Origin of the sequence: Salinibacter pepae (assembly GCF_947077775.1) — a bacterium.
GTDB lineage: Bacteria > Bacteroidota > Rhodothermia > Rhodothermales > Salinibacteraceae > Salinibacter > Salinibacter pepae.
The window spans coordinates 2,843,842-2,864,904 of the sequence record NZ_CAMTTE010000001.1 but is presented as its reverse complement, the minus strand read 5'-3'; the positions used below and the strand labels follow the sequence as shown (position 1 = coordinate 2,864,904).

Annotated in this window: 20 protein-coding genes; 11 read left to right on the top strand and 9 right to left on the bottom strand. The window is 67.8% G+C overall.

All coding sequences use genetic code 11. The features are described from left to right. Positions 1–35: 35 nt before the first annotated feature. Positions 36–740, bottom strand: a complete 705-nt coding sequence (locus OJA40_RS11980; RefSeq protein WP_208426267.1) for a hemerythrin domain-containing protein — start codon at positions 738–740, stop codon at positions 36–38. A 228-nt stretch (positions 741–968) separates the two neighbouring features. Between OJA40_RS11980 and OJA40_RS11975 the strand changes: the two genes are divergently transcribed. The 4 genes from OJA40_RS11975 to OJA40_RS11960 are packed head-to-tail and all read left to right on the top strand — an operon-like array spanning position 969 to position 4,165. Further along, entirely contained in the window at positions 969–2,444 is a 1,476-nt protein-coding gene (locus tag OJA40_RS11975; protein WP_263810775.1) for a phytoene desaturase family protein, read from the top strand. A 37-nt stretch (positions 2,445–2,481) separates the two neighbouring features. After that, positions 2,482–3,531, top strand: a complete 1,050-nt coding sequence (locus OJA40_RS11970; RefSeq protein WP_263810774.1) for a Brp/Blh family beta-carotene 15,15'-dioxygenase — start codon at positions 2,482–2,484, stop codon at positions 3,529–3,531. A gap of 56 nt (positions 3,532–3,587) precedes the next feature. After that, complete coding sequence (locus OJA40_RS11965; protein WP_013061341.1) at positions 3,588–3,812, top strand: hypothetical protein; 225 nt, start codon at positions 3,588–3,590, stop codon at positions 3,810–3,812. Positions 3,813–3,853: 41 nt separating this feature from the next. After that, complete coding sequence (locus OJA40_RS11960) at positions 3,854–4,165, top strand: 2Fe-2S iron-sulfur cluster-binding protein (protein ID WP_208426265.1); 312 nt, start codon at positions 3,854–3,856, stop codon at positions 4,163–4,165. Positions 4,166–4,185: 20 nt separating this feature from the next. Here the strand turns inward: OJA40_RS11960 and OJA40_RS11955 are convergent, their stop codons facing one another. Further along, entirely contained in the window at positions 4,186–5,058 is an 873-nt protein-coding gene (locus OJA40_RS11955; protein WP_208426264.1) for a fructosamine kinase family protein, read from the bottom strand. 76 nt (positions 5,059–5,134) lie between these two features. Beyond that, positions 5,135–5,674, bottom strand: a complete 540-nt coding sequence (locus OJA40_RS11950) for a low molecular weight protein-tyrosine-phosphatase (RefSeq protein WP_263790361.1) — start codon at positions 5,672–5,674, stop codon at positions 5,135–5,137. A 251-nt stretch (positions 5,675–5,925) separates the two neighbouring features. Here OJA40_RS11950 and xseA point away from each other — a divergent pair, with 251 nt between their 5' ends. Further along, positions 5,926–7,155, top strand: a complete 1,230-nt coding sequence (gene xseA / locus OJA40_RS11945) for an exodeoxyribonuclease VII large subunit (RefSeq protein WP_208426262.1) — start codon at positions 5,926–5,928, stop codon at positions 7,153–7,155. A gap of 290 nt (positions 7,156–7,445) precedes the next feature. Further along, positions 7,446–8,522, top strand: coding sequence for a YjbQ family protein (locus OJA40_RS11940; protein ID WP_263810773.1), 1,077 nt, complete (start codon positions 7,446–7,448; stop codon positions 8,520–8,522). Positions 8,523–8,531: 9 nt separating this feature from the next. Here OJA40_RS11940 and OJA40_RS11935 read toward each other — a convergent pair whose 3' ends face one another. After that, positions 8,532–9,305, bottom strand: a complete 774-nt coding sequence (locus OJA40_RS11935) for an SDR family NAD(P)-dependent oxidoreductase (protein WP_208426260.1) — start codon at positions 9,303–9,305, stop codon at positions 8,532–8,534. Between the two features lie 176 nt (positions 9,306–9,481). Here OJA40_RS11935 and xseB point away from each other — a divergent pair, with 176 nt between their 5' ends. Next, the gene (gene xseB, locus OJA40_RS11930; protein ID WP_208426259.1) at positions 9,482–9,685 is read left to right on the top strand and encodes an exodeoxyribonuclease VII small subunit; all 204 of its coding nucleotides are present in this window, start codon (positions 9,482–9,484) and stop codon (positions 9,683–9,685) included. A 109-nt stretch (positions 9,686–9,794) separates the two neighbouring features. Here xseB and OJA40_RS11925 read toward each other — a convergent pair whose 3' ends face one another. Beyond that, positions 9,795–10,241 (bottom strand): PEGA domain-containing protein, encoded by a 447-nt coding sequence (locus tag OJA40_RS11925; protein ID WP_208426258.1) that lies wholly within the window; start codon positions 10,239–10,241, stop codon positions 9,795–9,797. Positions 10,242–11,058: 817 nt separating this feature from the next. Here OJA40_RS11925 and OJA40_RS11920 point away from each other — a divergent pair. Continuing rightward, positions 11,059–11,253, top strand: coding sequence for a type II toxin-antitoxin system Phd/YefM family antitoxin (locus OJA40_RS11920; RefSeq protein ID WP_208426257.1), 195 nt, complete (start codon positions 11,059–11,061; stop codon positions 11,251–11,253). Between the two features lie 48 nt (positions 11,254–11,301). Here OJA40_RS11920 and OJA40_RS11915 read toward each other — a convergent pair whose 3' ends face one another. Further along, entirely contained in the window at positions 11,302–11,901 is a 600-nt protein-coding gene (locus OJA40_RS11915; protein ID WP_208426256.1) for a biotin transporter BioY, read from the bottom strand. A gap of 278 nt (positions 11,902–12,179) precedes the next feature. Between OJA40_RS11915 and OJA40_RS11910 the strand changes: the two genes are divergently transcribed. Next, a complete protein-coding gene (locus tag OJA40_RS11910; protein WP_208426255.1) occupies positions 12,180–12,443 on the top strand; it encodes a phosphoribosyl-ATP diphosphatase in 264 nt (87 codons plus the stop codon). 124 nt (positions 12,444–12,567) lie between these two features. Then, complete coding sequence (hisG, locus tag OJA40_RS11905; protein WP_208426254.1) at positions 12,568–13,419, top strand: ATP phosphoribosyltransferase; 852 nt, start codon at positions 12,568–12,570, stop codon at positions 13,417–13,419. Positions 13,420–13,471: 52 nt separating this feature from the next. On the opposite strand, the gene OJA40_RS11900 is transcribed toward hisG, so the two are convergent. From OJA40_RS11900 to OJA40_RS11890, 3 genes are all read right to left on the bottom strand, one after another. Further along, positions 13,472–14,815 carry a TolC family protein gene (locus OJA40_RS11900; protein WP_208426253.1) on the bottom strand — a complete coding sequence of 448 codons (1,344 nt, stop codon included), beginning with the start codon at positions 14,813–14,815 and terminating at the stop codon, positions 13,472–13,474. A 161-nt stretch (positions 14,816–14,976) separates the two neighbouring features. Further along, positions 14,977–18,117 (bottom strand): efflux RND transporter permease subunit, encoded by a 3,141-nt coding sequence (locus tag OJA40_RS11895; protein ID WP_208426252.1) that lies wholly within the window; start codon positions 18,115–18,117, stop codon positions 14,977–14,979. A gap of 145 nt (positions 18,118–18,262) precedes the next feature. Then, positions 18,263–19,375, bottom strand: a complete 1,113-nt coding sequence (locus OJA40_RS11890; RefSeq protein ID WP_263810772.1) for an efflux RND transporter periplasmic adaptor subunit — start codon at positions 19,373–19,375, stop codon at positions 18,263–18,265. A gap of 288 nt (positions 19,376–19,663) precedes the next feature. Between OJA40_RS11890 and OJA40_RS11885 the strand changes: the two genes are divergently transcribed. Beyond that, positions 19,664–21,046 carry a TIGR01777 family oxidoreductase gene (locus tag OJA40_RS11885; RefSeq protein ID WP_263810771.1) on the top strand — a complete coding sequence of 461 codons (1,383 nt, stop codon included), beginning with the start codon at positions 19,664–19,666 and terminating at the stop codon, positions 21,044–21,046. The last annotated feature ends 17 nt before the right edge of the window (positions 21,047–21,063 follow it).

The window sequence follows — 21,063 nt, the reverse complement described above, 5'->3', positions numbered from 1 at the left end:
ACAATCTACAGGAGGAGACGGCGCACGGGCGGCGATCAGAGGAGCGACTCCGCGCGGGGGAAGAGGATGTGGAGCTCCTCGTGGAGGTGGCGGCGCAGGTCCACCTCCAGCTCGTGCAGTCGATTCATCACGTCCTGGAGCCCCCGATCCGCCCCCTCCGGCGCCTGGTAGCCATCCGTCAGCGACCGGAGACGCCCCAGTTTCGTCTTCGTGTCGTCGTGCTGGTCCGCCATGTGCCGGAGCGTCTCCCGGCTCGGGGTGGACCCGTCGGGCAGCACCCGTCCCTCGGCAACGGTCCGGATGGCGGGAAATACGTACTCTTCCTCCCGCCGGAGGGCCGTCATCAGGTCCGACTTCAAGGCCTGAAAGGCCCCGCGGACCCGTTCGAACCACGGGGACGCCTCCGCGTCCGGGGCCCGGCGTGCCCTCTTCAGGCGCTTCGAGAGGCGGGGCAGCGCCCGTCGCAGGTAGTCGTGGTGCGTGGACTGGATGTGGTCCATCAGGTCCGGCAGGGAGACGGACAGCCATTCGGGATTGCCCTCGGTGGGCACGGTCTCGACCGCCACGTCGAGCATCCGGGCGACCGTCTCGGGGTCGAGCCCCTGCGCCTCGCAGGCCTCCGCGAGGGAGCGGTCGCCCATCCGGCCCCAGTCGATGCCGAGTCGGTCGAGAATGCGGGCCCGGGTGGGCCGTTCGTCTATGAGGTCGACGAGAAGCGCGTCGGGGGAGAGAGCAGGCATGGGCGAACGGAGACTGGTGAGGACGATCACGTGCAAGGCTCAGAAGCAATACCGGCCGGAGCGCCCTCCGGCACTACAGTATCAAGGGTAATGGAGGAGCCCGGCGGTCCCCAGCGCAGAACGTTACTTTAGAGAAAAGAACATGTTTTTATCTGAAATAGAGAATCTTCTCTCTCCACGCACGAATAGAGATAGTGCTACGTTGACGCACCCAGGGCCACAGCATTCATGACGGTTCCGGACTCTGTATCCATTGTAGGCGGCGGCATCGGCGGACTCTCGGCGGCGTGTCACCTCGCCGACGCCGGGGCCGACGTCACCCTGTTCGAACAGCACGACGACCTCGGGGGGGTGGCCGGCTCGTTCGCGTCCGGTGGGTTTCGCTTCGACTCAGGGCCCTCCTGGTACTTGATGCCGGAGGTGTTCGAACGCTTCTTCGAGTCGTTCGGCACGTCCGTCGACGCGGCGTACGAGCTGGAGCGCCTCGACCCGAGCTACCGCGTTTTCTGGAAGGATGGCGACCGGCTCGACGTGCCGGCCGACCCGGACGCCCTTGCGCCGAAGCTTGAGGCCTACGAGGACGGGGCGGCCGACGCGTTCCGTCAGTACCTCGACCACGCCGAGGCCGTCTACGAGCTCGCAATGGACCGGTTTGTCTATCCCCGGCGGGCGCGGCTCCGGGACTGGCTCGACGGTGACCTGTTGCGCGCGGCATGGGCCCTGCCCCTGCTTCGGTCGATGGACCGCCACGTGGGGGGCTACGTGGAGCACCCGAAGCTGCGCCAGCTTCTGGAGTACAAACTGGTCTTCCTCGGGGGCTCGCCCTACAACACGCCCGCCCTGTACACGCTGATGAGCCACGTCGACTTCAACCAGGGCGTCTTTCACCCGGTGGGCGGCATGCAGGTGCTCGTCGACGCCCTCGTGGACCTGGCCGATCGCCTCGGGGTCACCCTTGAGCGCAACACCCCCGTTTCCAGAATCCAGCCGAACGGAGACGGCATGCGGGTGCGCACGAACGGCGACACGCAGGCGTCCGACTGTGTCGTGGCCAATGCCAGCCCGGCCCATGTGGAGCGGACGCTCCTTCCGCCCAACCAGCGGGACCACGACGACGCGCACTGGGACGGGCAGACCTACGGCCCGTCCGCCTACCTGCTCTACCTGGGCGTGGAGGGCGACGTGGATCCGCTCCGCCACCACTCCCTCGTGCTTCCCGTGGACTGGGACGCACACTTCGAGACGATTTTTGACGACCCCGGGTGGCCCACCGATCCGGCCTACTACATTCACGTTCCTTCCAAAACCGACCGCTCCTACGCCCCCGATGGGCACCACTCGGTGTTTATTCTGGTGCCCATTGCACCGGGGCTCAACGACGGGCCGGCCCGTCGCGCCTGGATGCGCGAGCGGGTGCTGGAGGATCTGGCCGAGCACGCAGTCGACCTTCGGGGCCGCATCACAGTGGAGCACGAGGCCTGCGTCTCGGACTTCGCGAACCACTTCGGGCAGCCGAAGGGCAACGCCCTCGGCCTCGCCCATACGCTGTGGCAAACCGGCCCGCTGCGCCCCGCTCACCGGGCCGACACGGCCCCAGGGCTCTACTACACCGGCGCGGACACGCAGCCGGGCGTCGGACTGCCGATGTGCCTGATTAGCGGCGAGCAGACCGCCCAGGCCATCGCCGCCGACACCCCCGCGTAGCCCTCTCACCCGCCTTCTCACGCAGCCCTTCTCCCCCATGGCTTCCCCTGCTGCTTCGTCGGTCTCTGCTCCCCCACGCCAGGCCCCGGCGCAGTCCCCCGCGACGCTCGCCGTGTGGGGCTCGCGCATCACCCTCGGGGCCCTGGCGGTCGGGGGGGGCCTTGCCGCGCTGCTCGACGTGTCGCTCTCGATGGAGGCGCAGATGGTGGGGTACCTCATCGGAATGGTGGCCCTCAACCTGCCCCACGGCGGCTACGAGCACTTTGAGAACCTGCGCCACCGCCGCGTCTCCTTCAGCCTGCGGTACATCGTGTTGTACCTCGCCTTCCTCGCCGGCTTCGTGGGCTTCTTCTTCGTGGCGCCCGTCGTGGCGCTCGGCCTGGCCTTCTCCACGGCGGTCATCAAGGGCGGGCACGGCGGGCTGAAGGTGATGGACGCCCTGTGCGGGACCGAGCACCTGAAGTCGTCGTGGCAGCGCGGCCTGGCGGCCTTCGTGCGGGGCGGCGCCGTCATGCTGGTGCCATTGCTGGCCTGGCCCGGCGTCTACGTGACGTTCTCCACCTACATGGTGCACATCTTCGGCGCGGCGGGCCCCCTGCCGCTGGCCACGCGCCTCCCGGACGTGCAGGTGGCGGTGGGCACGGTCTACGGCCTCGCCCTCGTGGCCCACCTCGGTGGGGGGCTGTATACCGGGGGCCTGTCGAGGGCGTGGCTCACGGATGTGGCCGAGACCACGCTCCTGGTCGCCTACTTCACGTTCGTCCCCATGATGCTGGCGGTGGGCCTCTACTTCCCGCTCTGGTATACCCTGCGCCAGACCGCCCGCACCACGGCCGTCGCGTCCGACGCCCCGGCACCGGACCGGTTGTCGCTCCCCCTCACCTGGGCGGCGATGGTCGTAGGGGCGCTCGTCACGTTCGGGCTCATGGCCGGCCTCTACGTGCTCGTCCCGAATCCCCTGGGCGGCGCCGGGCTGCTCGGCGGGGCGGTGGCCTTCTACACCATTTTCGTCTGTCTCCTGGCGCTGCCCCACATCGTCGTGGGCGAGTGGCTGGATCCGGCGCGGGGCATCTGGTACGTGCCGTAGCCCCACCCCGTTGTGCCCTTCCCGAATCGACTGCCTACTCAACCTCCCGTACGCCTATGTCCATGGATGCCGACCAGGTCATCGTCCGCGACTCCATCATTTTCGCCGTGGCCCTCGTGTTTGTGGCCGCGGGCCTCGCCGACGCCGTGCACATTCTCACCGGCCTCTCGTGGTGGGGCGCCGCGCCCCTCGGCGTGGCCCTGTGGGGGACCGCCGCCACCCTGCTGTATCGTCGCGTCCAGTACCAACTGGCCGACCCGCCCAACGAGACGGCGGCCTAACGCCCATCCCTTCACTGTTCCGGTCTACCCGCCCCCCCGCCATGAGCACGACCGCCCCCACGACCGACACGCACACAATTACCGTACAGACCGAGGCCGACCAACACGAGATCGAGGCCGAGCCGGGCATCACGCTGCGACAGGCCCTGCGCCGCCACGGGCACTCGCCCCACAATGCCGTTACGGACATTGCCAACTGCGGGGGGCGGGGCCACTGCGGCCTGTGCGTGGTCGAGATCGTGGAGGGCGCCCCTCCGCCCACGCAGGCCCTCGACAGCACACTCAGCGGCATGGGCGTGGGGCGCCTCTCCTGCCTCGTGACGGTCGATCACGACATGACCGTCCGCCTGTAGCCTCCCGTCGACTGCCTCAATTACTTGAAGGGACGAAGGGTGTCCTCCACCTGCGCGGCGTAGCCGCCCCCGAAGAGATTGAGGTGGTTGATGAGGTGGTAGAGGTTGTAGACGTCGCGGCGCGTCTCGTATTCCGGCGCCAGCCCCCACGCCGACCGGTAGGCGTCGTAGAAGCGGTCGTCGTAGCCGCCGAAGAGTTCGGTCATGGCCAGATCCGCCTCGCGGTGGCCGTAGTACGTAGCGGGGTCGACCAGGGCCGGGTCGCCGACGGCGGTCACCAGGTAGTTGCCCTTCCAGAGGTCGCCGTGCAGGACGGACGGCTCGGGCGACCTGGGGAGGATGTCTGGAAGGCGCCGGTAGAGGGTGGCGAGCGCCGTCCCCCAGCCGTCGCGCCACCGGCCGCGCTCCCGCGCCATGTCCACCTGCGGCGCCAGCCGCTGCTCCCGAAAGAACGTCGGCCAGTCGTCGGTCCACGCGTTCGACTGCGGCAGTCGGCCGATGAAGTTGTCCGGGCCAAACCCGTACGCGTCAGCGGTGTGGCGGTGCAGGGCCGCGAGCCCGTTCCCAAACCGGTCCCAGAAGCGCCGGCCCTTGCGCCCCGGGTTGACCCACTCCATGACGAGAAACCCCGGACGGTCGTCGGTGGCGGGCGCGGTGTCGTGGACCGACGGCACCACGAGGGGGCTGTTAGCCGCGCCGAGGGCCTCCAGGCCCGCCGCCTCGCCGGGAAAGGTGCGCGCCACCTCATCGGGGCCGTACTTCAGAAAAAACGGCGCGGCGTCGGTTTCAAGGCGGCACGCGTTTGCAATGCATCCGCCCCGGACGGACGCCACCGACTCGATCGTTGCGTCGAGCCGCTCCTCCAGGGGGTCACGGAGCGCATCCGGCAGCATACGATGGAGTGTGGGACTGGGCGCGGGCACGAAACGAGCGCGACGGGCGTCGCCGCCCACTCGGGAAGGGGCCGGATCAGTGGCCGGGCTCCTGCTCTTCGGCTCCCTCCTGCTCGTCCTCGACGTCGATCAGGTCGTACTCGTCGGCGAGGCGATGAAGGAGCATGTCCGCGGTCCGCTCGACGATCTCGTAGACCCGTTCGAACCCCTTGCGCCCGCCCTGGTAGGGATCCGGGACCTGGTAGTCGTCCGGCTTCGGATCGAACTCGCGGAAGAGCCGCACCTTGCCGCCGTACTGGTCGCCCTCGTCGAGGTGGAGGACATCGTTCAGGTTGCTCTTGTCCATCACGAAGATGTGGTCGAACCGCTCCAGGTCTTCGGCCTCGAACTGCGACGCACGGTGCTCCTCCAGCGAGAGGTCATTGCGCTGGGCGGTCCGGCGCATCCGGTCGTCCGCCGTGTCGCCGACGTGCCAGCTGCCGGTGCCCGAGGATGAGATCTCGAAGTGCTCCACCAGGCCCGCCTGCGTTGCCTTGTCGCGGAAGACCGCTTTCGCGAGGGGGCTCCGGCAGATGTTGCCGAGGCACACGAACTGGATGCGGATGGGATCGGACATGACGCCTGCACAATGTATCGAAGAGTGAGCGGCCGAAGTCAACATGCTGTACGGAGCGGCGCACACGGTGTGCCGGGGGTGGGCCCCTGCGGGCCCCTGCAGGGTCCGGCGTTCAAAAACCTCTCACGTAACATTTCCTGAAGCCGGGCGGCCGGACGGAATCTCTCCGCCCCGTCCCCCATTCGTCCATGGGCCGTCGCTTTCCGGCCCCCACGATGTACGTCACTGTCCCGCAGCCGCTCCTGTAACAGATGTCCCCCACGAACAACACTTCCGACGATCCCGTGCTCAGCGTCGCCGAACTGACCCGCGGGCTGAGCGACCTGGTCGAGGACCGTTACGACGACGTGTGGGTGGAGGGGGAGCTGTCCGACTTTACGCGGGCCGCGTCCGGCCACTGCTACTTTAGCCTCAAGGACGAGGATGCACAGATCCGCTGTGTGATGTGGAAGCACCTCACGCAGTACGTCTACTTCGAGCCCGAGGAGGGCATGCAGGTCCGCGTGAACGGCCACGCCTCCGTTTACGAACGGCGGGGCGACCTGCAGATTCAGGCGCAGGCGATGCGACAGGCGGGCAAGGGGGCCCAGCAGAAGGCGTTCGAGGCGCTCAAGCAGAAGCTGCAGGCGGAAGGGCTCTTCGCCCCCGAGCGCAAGCAGGCACTGCCCGCGTTCCCCGACACCATTGGCGTCGTCACGTCGGGCCAGGGGGCGGCGATCCACGACATCCAGTCGGGCCTGGCGCGCCGGTTTCCGCCGGCCGAGGTGGTGCTGTGTCCGGTGACGGTGCAGGGCCTCGACGCCCCCCGGGCCGTCGCCGACGCAGTGGCGGCCTTCAACGACCTGCCCACGGGCGACGCCCAGCGGCCCGACCTGTTGATCGTAGGCCGGGGCGGCGGCTCCACCGAGGACCTGTGGGCGTTTAACGAGGAGGTGGTGGCGCGGGCGCTCGACGCGTCCGATCTGCCGGTCGTGAGCGCCGTGGGGCACGAGTCGGACGTGACGATTGCCGACCTCGTGGCCGACGAGCGGGCCGCCACGCCGTCCGCGGCGGCCGAACGCGTGGTGCCGGACCGACGGGATGTGGCCGATCGCGTGCGCGCCCTACACGACCGCCTCCGCTCCCGGGTCACGGGCCGCCTCCAGAATGCCCGCCAGCGCGTCGACGCGCTCGTGGCGTCGCGGGCCTTCCACGCCCCGGCCCGTCGCCTGGAGCAGCACCGCCAGCACCTCGACGCCCTCGTGGACCGACTGGGGCGGGGCGGCGCCCGGGCCGTCGACCGGGCCCGCACGCGCCTCACGCGTCTCCGCGACCGCCTGCACGCCCTCGACCCCGAGCAGCCCCTGCGCCGGGGCTACGTGCACCTTACTCAAGACGGCACGTCCGTCCAATCCGCCGAGTCGCTTCGGGGCGGCGACCGGGTGCGGCTCCATTTCCAGGACGGGCACCGCGACGCCGAGGTGCTTCCGGACGATGGATGACCCTGGCGGTCCCCCTCCCCAGGCGCCCAGGCGGTTGTCCCCACGCCCATTCCCCCCCTGCCGAAGATGTCACGGCATCGTAAAGTCGGCGTCTCGCCCCCCTCCTGCACACGGGGCACACGGGAAGGGAGCGCAAGGCCTTGACCAGGAACCGCCCTGTTTGTAGGCTGTACATCCGACCGTTCTTTGCCGGGTGCCGTTATCCCCTTTTCCAATGATGGCCCGGCATGCCCACCGCCTTTTCGCCTCTCTGCCCCACGGCCGGCCCGACTGTCAACGTCCCGCGATCTATGGCTTCGGACCCGACCCAACTTACGATTCAGTTTCAGCCGGAGCAGCGCGTGGACGTCATCGACGTAAATCAGCACGTGGAGCAGGAAGCCGAAGGGTTCTTGCGCAACCACGAACAGGCCCTCTACTGTTCGTACCACACGACGGCCGGCTACCTGGAGGAAACCATCTGCAACCGGCTCGACCAGTGCCAGGACCAGGTCCACGAGTTTCTAGATCCCTTTCGGGAGCTCTTTCCCTACGGGGCGGACTACCAGCACGACCAGCTCCACCTTCGGAAGGAGCTGAGTCCGAAGCAGCGCCGCACGGAGCCCCGCAACGCCGACTCCCACCTCACATTCATCGGCTCGGGGCTCGAAAACTGCGTCACGTACCCCAGCACCCCGGCCCGGCCGGTCTTTTTCATTGACCTGGACGGAATCAACAAGGACAACCAGGACCGCCGCGAGCGCCGCACGACCGTCATCGGGTACGACAACGAACGGATCGTCGACCAGGCCGAACTCGAGGTGCCGGTCTCCGACCACTCCATCGACTCGGTGAGCCTACGGGACCCGCGGCTCGGCATCTTTAAGGCGCTGCACGAGCGGCTGGCCGCACGCGGGATCAGCACGGGCCGCGTGCACCTCGAACTTGTCCCCGAGGAGAAGCACGTGGGCCTCACGGTGAACGAGTACGAGACCCTCCTGATGAAGCACGACCTGGTGGAGGTGCTTCAGGACCCGCTGCAGTTCATGGCGCGGAAGGGCCGCAACATGCTCCGCGACCCCGGCGCCATTCCCAACAAGGCCAAGAACTACGCGAAGTACGACCTCGTCCGGCTCGTCAACAAGGTCGTTGATGCCCTGGGACTAAGCGAGTCCTTGATCGAGCGCATCATCGACAAGTGCCTCGCGGTGCCGGCCGAGCGGTTCCTGCGGATGAAGCGGTCGGTCAGCCTGCTCGTGACCGAGGACGAGGCCAACGGCGAAGGGACAATCGAACAGGGCCGCTACCAGAGCCCCATTCTCGTGCAGTGGCGTCCCTCCGAGCCGCAGACCCGCCGCGTCCGGGCCACCTTTACCCGCTTCGAGTAGCCGCCGCGCCTAGATCAGCGACTGGCTCTGGCCGCCGTCCACGTTGATGCAGGCCCCGGTGATGAGGCTGGCCCGCTCGGAGCAGAGAAACGTGACGGCGTCGGCCACTTCTGTGGCCCGCCCGAAGCGCTCAATCGCGATGTTTTCCTCGACAAACTGCTCCATCTCGTCCGGGTTCTCCTTCACACGCTGGTCCCAGCTGCCCCCCGAAAATCGGATGGAGCCTGGCGCCACGCTATTGACGCGGATCTCGGGGGCAAGGTCTTGGGCCATCACCTTGCTTACACTGATGAGGGCCGATTTGGTGGTGTTGTAGAGAGACAACCCCGCGCCGCCGAGCTCCCGCCCAAAGATGGACGAGATGTAGCAGATGGAGGCGCCCTCCACCTCCCGCATGTGGGGAACGGCCGCCCGGCTCACGCGGACGTGCGACATGAAGTTCAGGTCCATCAGGTCTTCCCAGTCCTCGTCGGACAGTTCTTCGAAGCTGCCCCGTCGGTTGCCGCCCACATTGCCGACATAGGTGTCGATGCGCCCAAATCGGTCGTAGGTCTCCTCAACGAGGCGCTCCGGCTCCCCCGCCTCCGTCACGTCCATGGGCAGGGCGAGCACCTCCGCCCCCTCCTCCCGCACCTCCGCCGCGGCTTCGTCGAGGTCCGAGGCGGTGCGTGCACAGATGGCCACGTCGCACCCCTCGCGGGCGAGGGCCTGTGCGATGTACTTGCCGATGCCGCGGCTCGCGCCGGTGACGATAGCGGTCCGATTCTGAAGTCCGAGGTCCATAGCAGGAAAAGAGCATGGTGAAGGAAACGAGCCACATTCACGGCACAGGATAGACACCGCCACGGTCCCCGTCCATCCCTTCTTCCCGAACCGACCCGGCTTTCAACGCATTTGAACAAGGGTTTTTTGACCCCTCTCGTCTCTTCCTTCGCCCGACTGCTTCCCTTCAGCCCCCCATGCCCGACGCCCCCGACGCCGCCGACCGCACGTTCGAAGACACCCTGGAGCGCCTCGAAGACATCGTCGACACCCTCGAAGACGATTCCCCTTCGCTGGATGAGGCCCTGGACGCCTACGAGGAGGGCGTGGCCCTGGCCAACGAATGCCTCGACCGGCTGGAGGAGGCCGAGCAGCGCGTGAGTGAGCTGTCGATCGATTAGTCCTGTGGGCGCCGCTCTGTAGTGGTGGCACCCGGGTGCGAGCGCCGGGGCGGACACACCGTCGCCGCCCTCGTTTTCACCGCAGGAGCGCCCCGGTTCCGCACAGGCGCTACGGCGCCCCGCCCTCCTGGTCGGACGGGGGCCGGTCGACCGCGGTTGAGTCAACGGGTTGCAGTTCGGGGGCCACGGTGCCGGGGTCGAGGGAATACAACGCCCCGGTGGAGGCGTCCACGAGCAGGCCCGGGACGAAAAAGTTTAGCAGGTTGACCGTGGCCCAGAGGCTGCGCCCCGGACGAAGGGTGGTGTGGTGGGGCTCATACCCCTCCTGGTAGATGCTGATGGAGTACTCGCGGTTCCGTTTCAGAACCGTCGTCGTGGGCGTCTCCCCGACGGGACGGCCGTTCACCTCGACCTGCGCCTCGGAGGGGGTGGACTCCACCACAATCTCCTGCGAGGACCCGTGAATGAGGGTGGCACATCCCACCGTCCCCACGGATGCAACGAGCACGAGAAGGCTCCGCAGGGCACTGGGAACAAGCGGGGTCGACTGGGGCATGAGGAGGCGGTTTCTTCGGAGAAGGATTCCCCAACGTTACCGGACAAATACCATGCCCGCTTCGGGGCGGCTGGGTATTTGCCGAGCGTCCCAGCGGTCGGCCGCGTCGCCCGGTCCCCACTCGGAACGTCATCGTCGTGTCGTGCCCGGCCGCCTGCCATGCCAGGTCGTCGGCCGCACCGGACGTGGCCCACGGCGCACGGTCTTCCGGCCGAATGCCCCGGGCTTCCGCACAGGGCATGCAGACCACCAATGCGTCGAGGGCGTCCTCCGCACGAAGCGCTTCGAGAACGGCCCGTACGGTCGGCAGGCGTAACGAGAGACACCCGCCGTCGCACAAAATGAAGGCGGTTTTTGTTACCCGGCTCGTGCCCTTCCGAGCGCCGTCCATGCCTGCGGGTCTCGAAGACGGAGAAGCGCTCCGTGCACGACGCCGTCTTCCGGGAAGCGACCAGTGTCCTAGAGGGTGAACCGACACGCGTTCGCGACCGGAACCCAGGTTGCCACGCCGAGGCGCTCCAGCCCCTCGCCGCCCGCAGGAGGGCGCCGCACGTGGCAAGGGGGGCCGGCGATGCAGACGTGGATGATGGAGGTCATCTGCGACACATCCGTCCACACACTTCTCGTATTGTATTTCTCTCGCTCACCTCAGTTCTTTCTGTCCTTGTCCCGGGATCTTTCCCAAAAGAATGAAGTAGTTTCTTTGGAAATCGTGGGATAGACTTCACGAACTCCAAGGACAGAAATCACGGTCGCCCGTGATTATGCGTCCGCCCAGTGAATCGTCACCTTCTGCACGAGTCTCTTCCCCCCACCAATGTACAATACCGAAGGCGTAGACGCCGTCGCAACCATCACCGAGCTGCGGTCGGAAACCTCCAACCTCATCGAGCAGGTCCAATCGACGAACAACGGCGTACTCATTCAGAAGAACAATGAACCGCACGCCGTGCTCATCTCCTGGGAGGCCTACAAGGCCATCAAGGAGGAGGTCGATCTCAACGACCTGTAGAGAGGGCGGGGGCCCCACCACACCCGCCGTCCCCGCGCCCTCCGACCGCTACGCATCGTCGCGGGCCAGGTACCGCGTCCCGCTGTAGAGAAGACCGACGCCGAGCACCTTCACCAGGTCGATCACCGCGAAGCGGAGAAAGCCCTTGTCGATCGACTCCATCCAGGTGCCGTGCCCGGCCGCGTAGTGCAACCACACGACGCCGCACACGAAGACAATCCCGGCCCCGACCATCGAGGCGAGCGTGCTTCCGGAAAACGCGTTCCACCGCTTCGAGAGGGCCCCGATGGCCGCCGCCGCGAGCGGATAGGAAAGCAGGTAGCCGGACGAGACCACGCCGAAGAGGTAGCTCGTGCCGTACCCGTCTCCTACAAACACCGGCAGAAAGAGGCCGAGCCCCAGGTACAGCGCCTGCGCAAGCAGGCCGTTGCGCCAGCCGAGGTACAACCCACTGGCGTAGACGGCCGCCGTCTGCAGGGTAATGGGGACCTCCCAAAGGTACACCCGGAAGCTCACCTGCGCCGCAATGGCCGTCAGTAGGGCAAAGCCAACCACGCCAACCGCCTGGAGAAGCGCGGACGCCCGTTCCTCACGGAGCGCGTCGACGAGGGCCGTGTGCGACGACTGGAGCGAGAGCAAATTGGACATGGGCGCGGGTGTGTCGATTTGTTTGTACAGGACTGTGTGCTGGGTTCAGAACATACTAAAGCAGACCGCCAACCTGCAAGTCCGCCGAACGCCCCTTCGCGAATTTTTACGGTCCCCACACGCCGCCGGCCGTTCCGCGACTCGGATTCTGGAGAGTTCATCGACGGGCCGGAGGGCCGGCCGCCCTGAATTCTTCGCCAATCGTCCGTCGGGTCGTTTTCGAGGGCGGGCCCGTCCTGTATTCTGTCGTTGACTCCCTTCCCCGACCCTCCCGTGTCATGAAACGCTTCGAGGAACTGTTCGCCGAGCTCGCCGACAAGGTCGACCAGCAGGACCCGGACTCCGGAACCGTCCAGGCCGTACAGGAGGGGCGCCACGCCATTGGCAAGAAGGTAATCGAGGAGGCCGGAGAGGTGTGGATGGCCGCCGAACACGAGGGCCCGGACCGCACCGCCGAAGAGATTTCTCAGCTTCTCTACCACCTGCAGGTTCTCATGATCGCGTGCGACCTCGACCTCGAGGACGTCTACGAGCACTTGTGAGGCGGCGGGCACGTGGGGGCGACGGACACGCTGGCCCCTGGACGCCGGCACCCGGTTCCCCCTTCCGCCCCCCCCGCGCAGGCCCGAGCGACAAACCATCTTCATCCACCAAGCGACTCCCCTCATGCTACAAATCGCCCTCCCCAACAAAGGCGCCCTCGCAGACGGCGCCGTGACCCTGGCCGACGAGGCCGGTTACAACTGCCGCCGCCGCGGCCGCGAGCTGTCCGTGCGCGACCCCGATTACGGCGTCGAGTTCGTCTTTCTGCGCCCCCGCGACATCGCGACGTACGTGAGCAAGGGCATCATCGACCTGGGCGTGACGGGCCTCGACCTCACCTACGACAGCGGGGCCGACGTGACCCATGTGCTGGATCTCGGCTTCGGGGCGGCCCGCTTCTGCTACGCCGCGCCCAAGTCCAGTGGCCTGACGCCCGACGCCTTTACCGCCGACACGCGCATCGCCACGTCCTACGACACGCTCGTGCGCCGCGACCTGGAGCAGCGGGGCGTGGACGCGCGTGTGATTTCACTGGACGGGGCCGTCGAGATCTCGATCCAGCTCGGCGTGGCCGACGTCATCGCCGACGTGGTCCAGACCGGCCGCACCATCGACGAGGCCGGGCTCACGACAGTTGGCGCCCCCATCCTGAACACCGAGGCGGTGCTGGTGGCCCAAAACGGACACACGATGGAGAAGGATGCCGCCCAGCACTTCGCGGAGCGGGTGAAGGGCATCATCGTGGCCCGGGAGTACGTGGTCGTGGAGTACGACCTGCCAGAGGACCACCTTCCCGAGGCCCGCAAGATCACCCCCGGCATCGAGTCCCCCACCGTGTCGCCCCTCAACAAGGACGGATGGGTGGCCGTGAAGGCCATGATTGAGCGGGAGTCCGTCAACGCAGTGATGGACGACCTCACCGAGCTGGACGCCCGCGGCATCATCGTCACCGACATCCGCACCTGCCGGATGTGACCCCGGCCATGCGGCCGCTCGGGGCTTCGAGGCCTAAATGAAGACGGGGCTCCTAGTATCGGTCGAGCAGCTGGCCGCTGAGGCGCAGCAGCTCGACCTCTGCCTGCTTCGCCTCGAACTGCACCGTGAGGAGGCGGCTCTCGGCCTGAATGAACTGCTCCTGCACCTCGCGGAGCTCGACGCTCGTGATGGTGCCCTGCTCAAACTGCTCCAGGGCCACGTCCACGTTCGCCCGCACGGCCTTTAGGGTCTGCCGCTCGAGGTCCACGAGGCGGAGGCGGTTCCGGTACCGCTCGTAGGCGTTCGTGAGCTCAGTGACGAGCCGGGCCCGTACGTCCTCCACGGCGAGGCGGGCGTTGGTGGCACGCACCTCGGCGTTCTGCGTGCGGCGCCACCGGTTCAGCCCGTTGAAGAGATCGAGCGTGAGCGACACCCCGTAGGTCACCTCCGTGCTCGTGTTCTCCTGCACGAAGCCGCTCTCGGCGTTGAGCTGCGAGTAGCTGAGGCCCGCCGTCAGGTCGACCGTGGGAAAAAAGTCGGCCCGCAGCTCCCGCTGCTCGGCCCGGGCCGCCTGCAGGGCCTCGCGGGCCTGCGTCAGGGCAGGGCTCTCCCGGAGCGCCGTCTGCTGGGTCGACGCGTACTGCAGGCTCGTGTCCACCTCAATCGCGGAGGCGACCGCGTACCGGGTGGACGCGTCGTCGGGGCGGGCCAGCAGCCGGTTGAGCCGGGTCTTCGCGTTGGTGAGGGCCGCCGCCTGCCGCAGGGCCTCCGTCGAGTCGGCATTCAGGTCCACGCGCGCCTGCCGCACCTCCAGGTCGGAGGCCGACCCGAGCTCCCGCCGGAGCTCTACGATGCGCAGCCGCTCGCGGGAGATGGCCACTGCCTCCCGCAGCACCGCGAGCTGTTGCTGCTGCCGCGCCACGTCGTAGTAGCCCTCAATCACGTCGGCCGCCAGGGTTTCGACCTGCTCGTCGGTCGCGGCCGCCTGCCGGTCGCGCTCCGCCCCGAGGCGGTCGTAGGTCGCGAAGGGCCGTAGGCCGTCGAACACGGTCCACCGGAGGTCCGCCCCGGCCCCGGACTGGGTCGACGTCGCCCCGTCCGTGCTTTGCGTCTCGCCGGACAGGAAGACCTGCTCCGAGTTGGAGCGGGTTTTTGAGTAGTTGGCCCGCCCCGAGAGGGTGGGGAGAAAGCCGGCGTTCCCGAGCGAGACGTTGTTCTCGGCGATGTCCGTCTCGCGACGCGCGATGCGGGCCTGCCGATTGTCGTCGAGCGCCCGCTGCACGGCGGCGTCGAGGCGGAGGGTGTCTCGAGGAGGCGACTGCTGAGCGGGGGCGGGCGACGGCACGAGCACGGCCCCGGCGAGAAGGGCCGGGACGAGACAACGAAGCGGATTCATGTACGGGACGGGTGAAGGGTGATGCGGGCGGAATGATGCGTGATTCGTGATGCGTGATCGACGGTCGGTAGCCTCCCTCACGTATCACGTGTCACGCATCAAACCCGCGATACGAAGCCGCCTCGTTGGACGTGACGGGGACGCTCTTCAGCTCCGGCCCCCTACGAGGACGGCATCTGCTGCGGCGCCACCTCCTCCTCCGGCAGCCCGTCCCCGCCAGCCCCGCCCTCGCCCACCAGTGCGGGCCCGGCATCCTCACTCGTGAGGTAGGTGTACGTGGCGGGAATCACGTAGAGCGAGAGAACGGTGCCCACCAGGAGCCCGCCAATGACGGCCACCCCCATCGGGACGCGGCTCTGCGCCCCCGCCCCCAGCGCCAGCGCAATGGGCAGCACGCCGAGGATCGTAGACAGGGCGGTCATAAGGATGGGCCGGAAGCGGACCGCCGCGGCCTCCTCGATGGCCTCCCGGATCGACAGGCCCGCCGCCTTGCGCTGGTTCGCAAACTCGACGATGAGGATGCCGTTCTTGGCCACGAGCCCGATCAGCATCACCATGCCGATCTGGCTGAAGATGTTGATCGTCTGGTTGAAGTACCAGAGAAACAGCATCGCCCCCGCCAGGGCCAGCGGCACGGTGAAGAGGATGACGAGCGGGTCGCGGAAGCTCTCGAACTGGGCCGCGAGGACCAGGTAGATCAGGACGAGCGCCAGCCCGAAGACGTAGAGCAGCTGGTTCGACGTCTCCTGAAAGTCGCGCGACTGGCCGGTGAGGGTGGTCGAGAACGCCGGGCCGAGCACATCGTCCGCCACGCGGTCCATCGCCCCGATGCCGTCCTCGATCGTGTTGCCGGGCGCCGGGCGTGCGCTCACCGTGGCGGACATGTAGCGGTTGAAGCGAAAGATCTGGGGCGGCGTGGCCTGCTCGCTCACCGACACGAGGTTGTCGAGCGGCACCGGCTCCCCGCTCGCGGACCGGACGTACAGGCTCGTCAGGTCGACCGGCGCGTCGCGGTCCTCCTCGTCGACCGTCGCGAGAATCTGGCGCTGCTCCCCGTCCCGCACGAAATAGCCCACCCGCTGCTCCGCGAGGGCCAGCTGCAGCGTCTGCGCCACGTCGAGCGGGGAGACGCCGATGTTGTTGGCCCGGTCGCGGTCGATCTCCACCTGCAGCTCCGGCTTGTTGAACTTCAGGTTCACGTCCACGACGCCCAGCTCCTCCTGCTGACGGGCCCGCTCCAGGAAGGTGGGCAGTGCCCCGCGGAGGTTCTCGACGCTGGAGGTCTGCAGCACGTACTGGACGGGGAGCCCCCCGCCCCCGCCGCCCACCGAGATCGTCGGCTCCTGCGAGACGAAGGTGCGCGCCCCCTCCAGCTCCCCGAGCGCCGCCTGCAGGCTGTCGGCGTACTGCATCTGCGAGACGTCCCGCTCCGACGGCGGCACGAGGCGCATAAACATAAACGCCGAGTTGACCGAGCTGGCCGCCCCGAAGCCCGGCGAGGTGACCGAGATGGTAGATCGCTGGTGCTCGTCCGGGACGGTCTCGTTCAGCGCCTCGTACATTTTGTCCACGTACCCGCTCATGTAGTCGTAGGTCGCCCCCTCCCGGGCCGTCGCGTTCATGCGCACGAGGCTCCGGTCCTCCAGCGGGGCCAGCTCCTGCGGCAGCGTAAAGTGGAAGGTGGTAATGACGACGATACACCCGGCCATGATGACGAACGCCGCCCAGCGGTACTCCATGAACGCCGCCAGCGAGCGGCGGTAGGCGTCGGTCAGGGACTCGAAGACCGGCTCCGTCTTGCGGTAGATCCACGGCTTCTCGTCCCGCTGTTTGAGCAGGCGCGTCGACAGCATCGGCGTGAGCGTGAGCGCCACGAAGGAGGAGAAGGCCACCGCCCCGGCGATCACCATCCCAAACTCCTGAAAGAGCTGGCCGGTAAGCCCGCCCATGAAAATGATGGGCGCGAAGATAATCACCAGCGACACGGAGGTGGCCACGACCGCGAAGAAGATCTCGCGCGTCCCCTCCAGGCCCGCCACCATCGTGTCCTTCCCCTCCTCGATCTTCGCGTAGATGTTCTCCAGCACGACGATGGCGTCGTCCACCACCAGCCCAATGGCCAGGACGAGCGCAAGCAGCGTGAGCACGTTGATGGAGAAGCCCATCGCGTACATCACGAAGAACGACCCGGTCAGCGCGATCGGCACCACGATGAGCGGAATGATCGTGGAGCGCCAGTCGCGGAGGAAGAGGAAGATGATCAGCACCACGAGGAGGAACGCGATGAAGATCGTCTGCTGCACCTCGCTGATGCTGTCGCGGATCGGTTCGGTGTTGTCGAAGCCGATGCCCAGCTCCAGGTCGCTCGGGAGCTCCGCCTCGATGTCGTCGATCCGGCGGTAAAACTCGTCCACGATGTCGATATAGTTCGCCCCCGGGAGGGGCCGCAGCACGACCCCTACCATCGGCACGTTGTCGCGCTGCAGGAGCGTCCGCTCGTTGAGGGGCGCAATGTCGGCCTGGCCCACGTCCTCCAGCCGAACGGTCTGCCCGTCGGGGCTCTGCTTGAGGAGGAGCGCGTTGAAGTCCTCGGTGGTCTCGAGGCGGCTCTTGGTCCGCACCGTCAGCTCGATCGTCTCCCCTTCAATGCGGCCCGACGGCAGCTCGACGTTCGACCGGTCCAGCGCCTGGCGCACGTCGAGCGGCGTCAGGTCGTAGGCTGCCAACTTCTGCGGATCGAGCTCCAGGCGCATCGAGTAGGTCTTCTCGCCCCAGATGTCGACCCGGCTCACCCCCTCAATCGTCTGGAGGCGTTCCTTGAACCGCTTGTCCGCGATCTCGGTCAGCTCCATTAGGCTCCGCGTCTCCGACTCGATGTTCAGAAACACGATCGGCGGCGCGCTGGCGTCGGACTTCGACACGCTGGGGGGCTCGGCGTCGGGCGGGAGCTGTTGCTGGGCGCGACTCACGCGGTCGCGGACGTCGTTGGCGGCCCGTTCGAGGTCGGCCCCCAGGTCAAACTCAACGGTGACGGTGGACTGCCCCTCGCGGCTGACGGATTCGATGGTGCGGATGCCGTCGATGCCGTTGATCTGCTCCTCCAGCGGCTCGGTAATCTGCGAGTCGATGACGTCGGCGTTGGCGCCCCGGTACTGGGTGCTTACGCTGATGATGGGCGGGTCGACGGCCGGGTACTCACGGACGCCCAAAAAGTAGAACCCCACCGCCCCGAAGATCATGATGAGCAGCGCAAACACCGTCGACAGGACGGGCCGCCGAATGCTGAGGGAGTAGAGGCTCATGCGTGTGGGGTGTTTTCTGACGGTGGTTCCGCCGGCTCGAAACGGATAAAACAGGAACAAACGTTGGAGTGCATGATGCGTGAATCGTGATGCGTGAACGCCGGCAGGAAAACCGCTTCACGTATCCCGCATCACGTATCCCGCATCATTCAAGCGTTTCGACACGAACGGGCAGGCCCGCCCGAAGGTCTTGAATCCCGGAGGTAATGACCGTGTCGCGGAGCGAGAGGCCGTCGGTGACCTGGACGGTCGAGTCGGTGCGGACGCCGAGCGTGACGTTGCGGGGCTGGGCGACGCCGTTCTCGGCCACGAAGACGCGCTGGCCGTCGAGGGTGGGCACCACTGCGAACGACGGCACAACGATTGCGTCTGTCATCTGCCCGAGCGGAACGGTCACGTCGGCGAACATGCCGGGCCGGAGCGCCCCGTCGGGATTCGGGGCGCGGGCCCGCAGCCGAAGCGTACGGGTGTCGGTGCTGACCTGCGTGTTGCTGGCGTAGACGGTTCCCTCCAGCGTCCGCTCTAGGCCGCGCACGCGGAACATGACGGACTGGCCCGTCTGCACGCGGGCGGCGTACTGCGCGGAGACCGAGAAATCGAGCTTGATCGGGTCGGTCCGTTGCAGGGTCGCAATGGTCGTCTGCGGCGATACGTAGGCCCCCGTACTCACCTCCCGCAGCCCCACGACGCCACTGAAGGGGGCCCGAATTTGGGTCTTCCCGATGCGGGCTGCCACCAGGTCCAGCTCCGCCCGCAGCACCTCCACCTCGTTCACCGTCGCGTCGTACTCCTCCTGGCTCACCCCGCCCTCCTCCAGCAGCCGCTGTTGACGCTCCGCCCGGTCGGTGGCCAGCGACAGGCGGTGCTCCAGGCGGTCCTTCTCGGCCTGCAGCTCCGCGTCGTTGATCCGCACGAGGAGTGCCCCCTCGTTCACCCGGTCGCCCTCCTCGAAGCGAATGTCGGTGACCTTGCCCGCCGTCTCTGCGGTCAGCTCCACCGACTCGTCCGCGCGCAGGGTGCCGCTCGTGCGGATCCGCTCGGTCACCGTCCCGGGCTGAAGCGCAGTCGCGTCCACGCGCATCGGCGCGTCGTCCCCGCCGCCGCCGGACGACTCGGACCCGCCCATCTTTGGCAGCGCCAGCCCGACGACCACGAGCACGACGACCCCGAGCGCCACGCCGCGCTTGGTTCGGGGCGTCCATCCGGACTCGGTCCCGGACTCCGACGAGGAACCAGAAGAGGAAGGGGGGTCGCTCATAGCAGGCAGAAAGGATCTGGAGGGGCCCATGTCGCCACGGGCGCCGGGCCCACAATGGGACGGACGTCGGATCGGAGAGAAAATCCTACCCGGCGAGCGATTCTTGGTTCGACGGGCGATGTGCTTTGTGGACGAATCACGCCCTCGCGTTGCGGAGTGCTCGGATTCCGGAACCGCCGACACACGCGCCCGTCCCGCCGGACCGCCGCCCTCCCGAAACCGCCCCCGCCGCCCACGAGTCCGTTACGTGCACCCTTTTCTCTTCTTCGTCGACGCCGCTCCGCCGCGATGCACACGTTCACCGCCTCCAGCTCGCTCGGCGCGTCCGCCGACGCCCTGTTCACCTGGCACAGCCGCCCCGGGGCCTTCGAGCGCCTGACGCCGCCGTGGGCGCCGGTGCGGCTCCAGTCGTTCGAGGGGATCGGGGAGGGCGACCGGGCCGTCCTGCGCGTCGGGCCGGGGCCGCTGGCGGTGCGGTGGGTGGCCGAGCACCACGACGTGGAGCCCGGCCGGCAGTTCTGCGACCGACAGGTGCAGGGGCCCTTCCCCCACTGGGAGCACACGCACCGGTTTGAGCCCGCCGCGGACGACGATGCGCGCGCCACCCTCACGGACCGCGTCGAGTACGAGCCGCCGGGCGGGGCGCTGGGGCGCCAGGCGGCGCCGTGGCTGGAGGCCGAGCTGCGCCGCCAGTTCGCGTACCGCCACCGCATTACGCGCCGCGACCTGTCGCTGCACCGGCGGTACAATCCCGACGAACAGGCCCTGACGATTGCCGTGAGCGGGGCCTCCGGCCTCGTGGGGTCGAGCCTCGTGCCCTTCCTTACCACGGGCGGGCACACCGTGAAGCGCCTTACGCGCTCCGGCCCCACGGGCACCGACGAGATTCTGTGGGACCCGCGCACCGACCGGGTCGAGGCCGACAAGCTGGAGGGCATCGACGCGGTGATTCACCTGGCGGGGGAAAACGTATTCGGCCCCTGGACGCCCACGAAGAAGCAGCGCATCTACTCCAGCCGGGCGGACGGAACCCGGCTGCTGGCCGAGGCGCTCGCCGGGCTCGACGACCCGCCCGAGGTGCTCGTCTCCTCCTCGGCCGTCGGCTACTACGGCGACCACGGGACCGACCGCATCACGGAGGAGAGCGCGCCGCGCGACGCGGGCTTTCTGGGCGAGGTCTGCGAGGCCTGGGAGGCCGCCACCGCACCCGCCGCGGCCGCCGGCATCCGCACCGTGCAGATGCGCACCGGGATCGTCCTGACGCCCGCCGGCGGGGCGCTCCGCCTCATGCTCCCCGCCTTCTGGCTCGGCCTCGGGGGCCGCGTGGGGGGGCGAAACCAGTATTTCCCCTGGATCACGCTCGACGACGTGATCGGCGGGATCTACCACGCCCTCTGGACCGACGCCCTGGAGGGCCCCGTCAACCTCACCGCGCCGCGTCCGGTGACGATGCAGGCGTACACGGACACCCTCGCCGACGTCCTGCACCGCCCGGCCTTCCTGAACGTCCCGTCGTCGGTGGTCCGCACCGTCGGCGGCGAGATGGCGGACGAGATGCTTCTCACCAGCGCCCGCGTCGTGCCCGAGCGCCTGCGAGCGACCGGGTACGACTTTGGCTTCTCGGCGCTGGAGGACGGCCTGCGGCACGTGCTGGGGAGGACTGAAGCGTGACGCGTAATTCATGACTA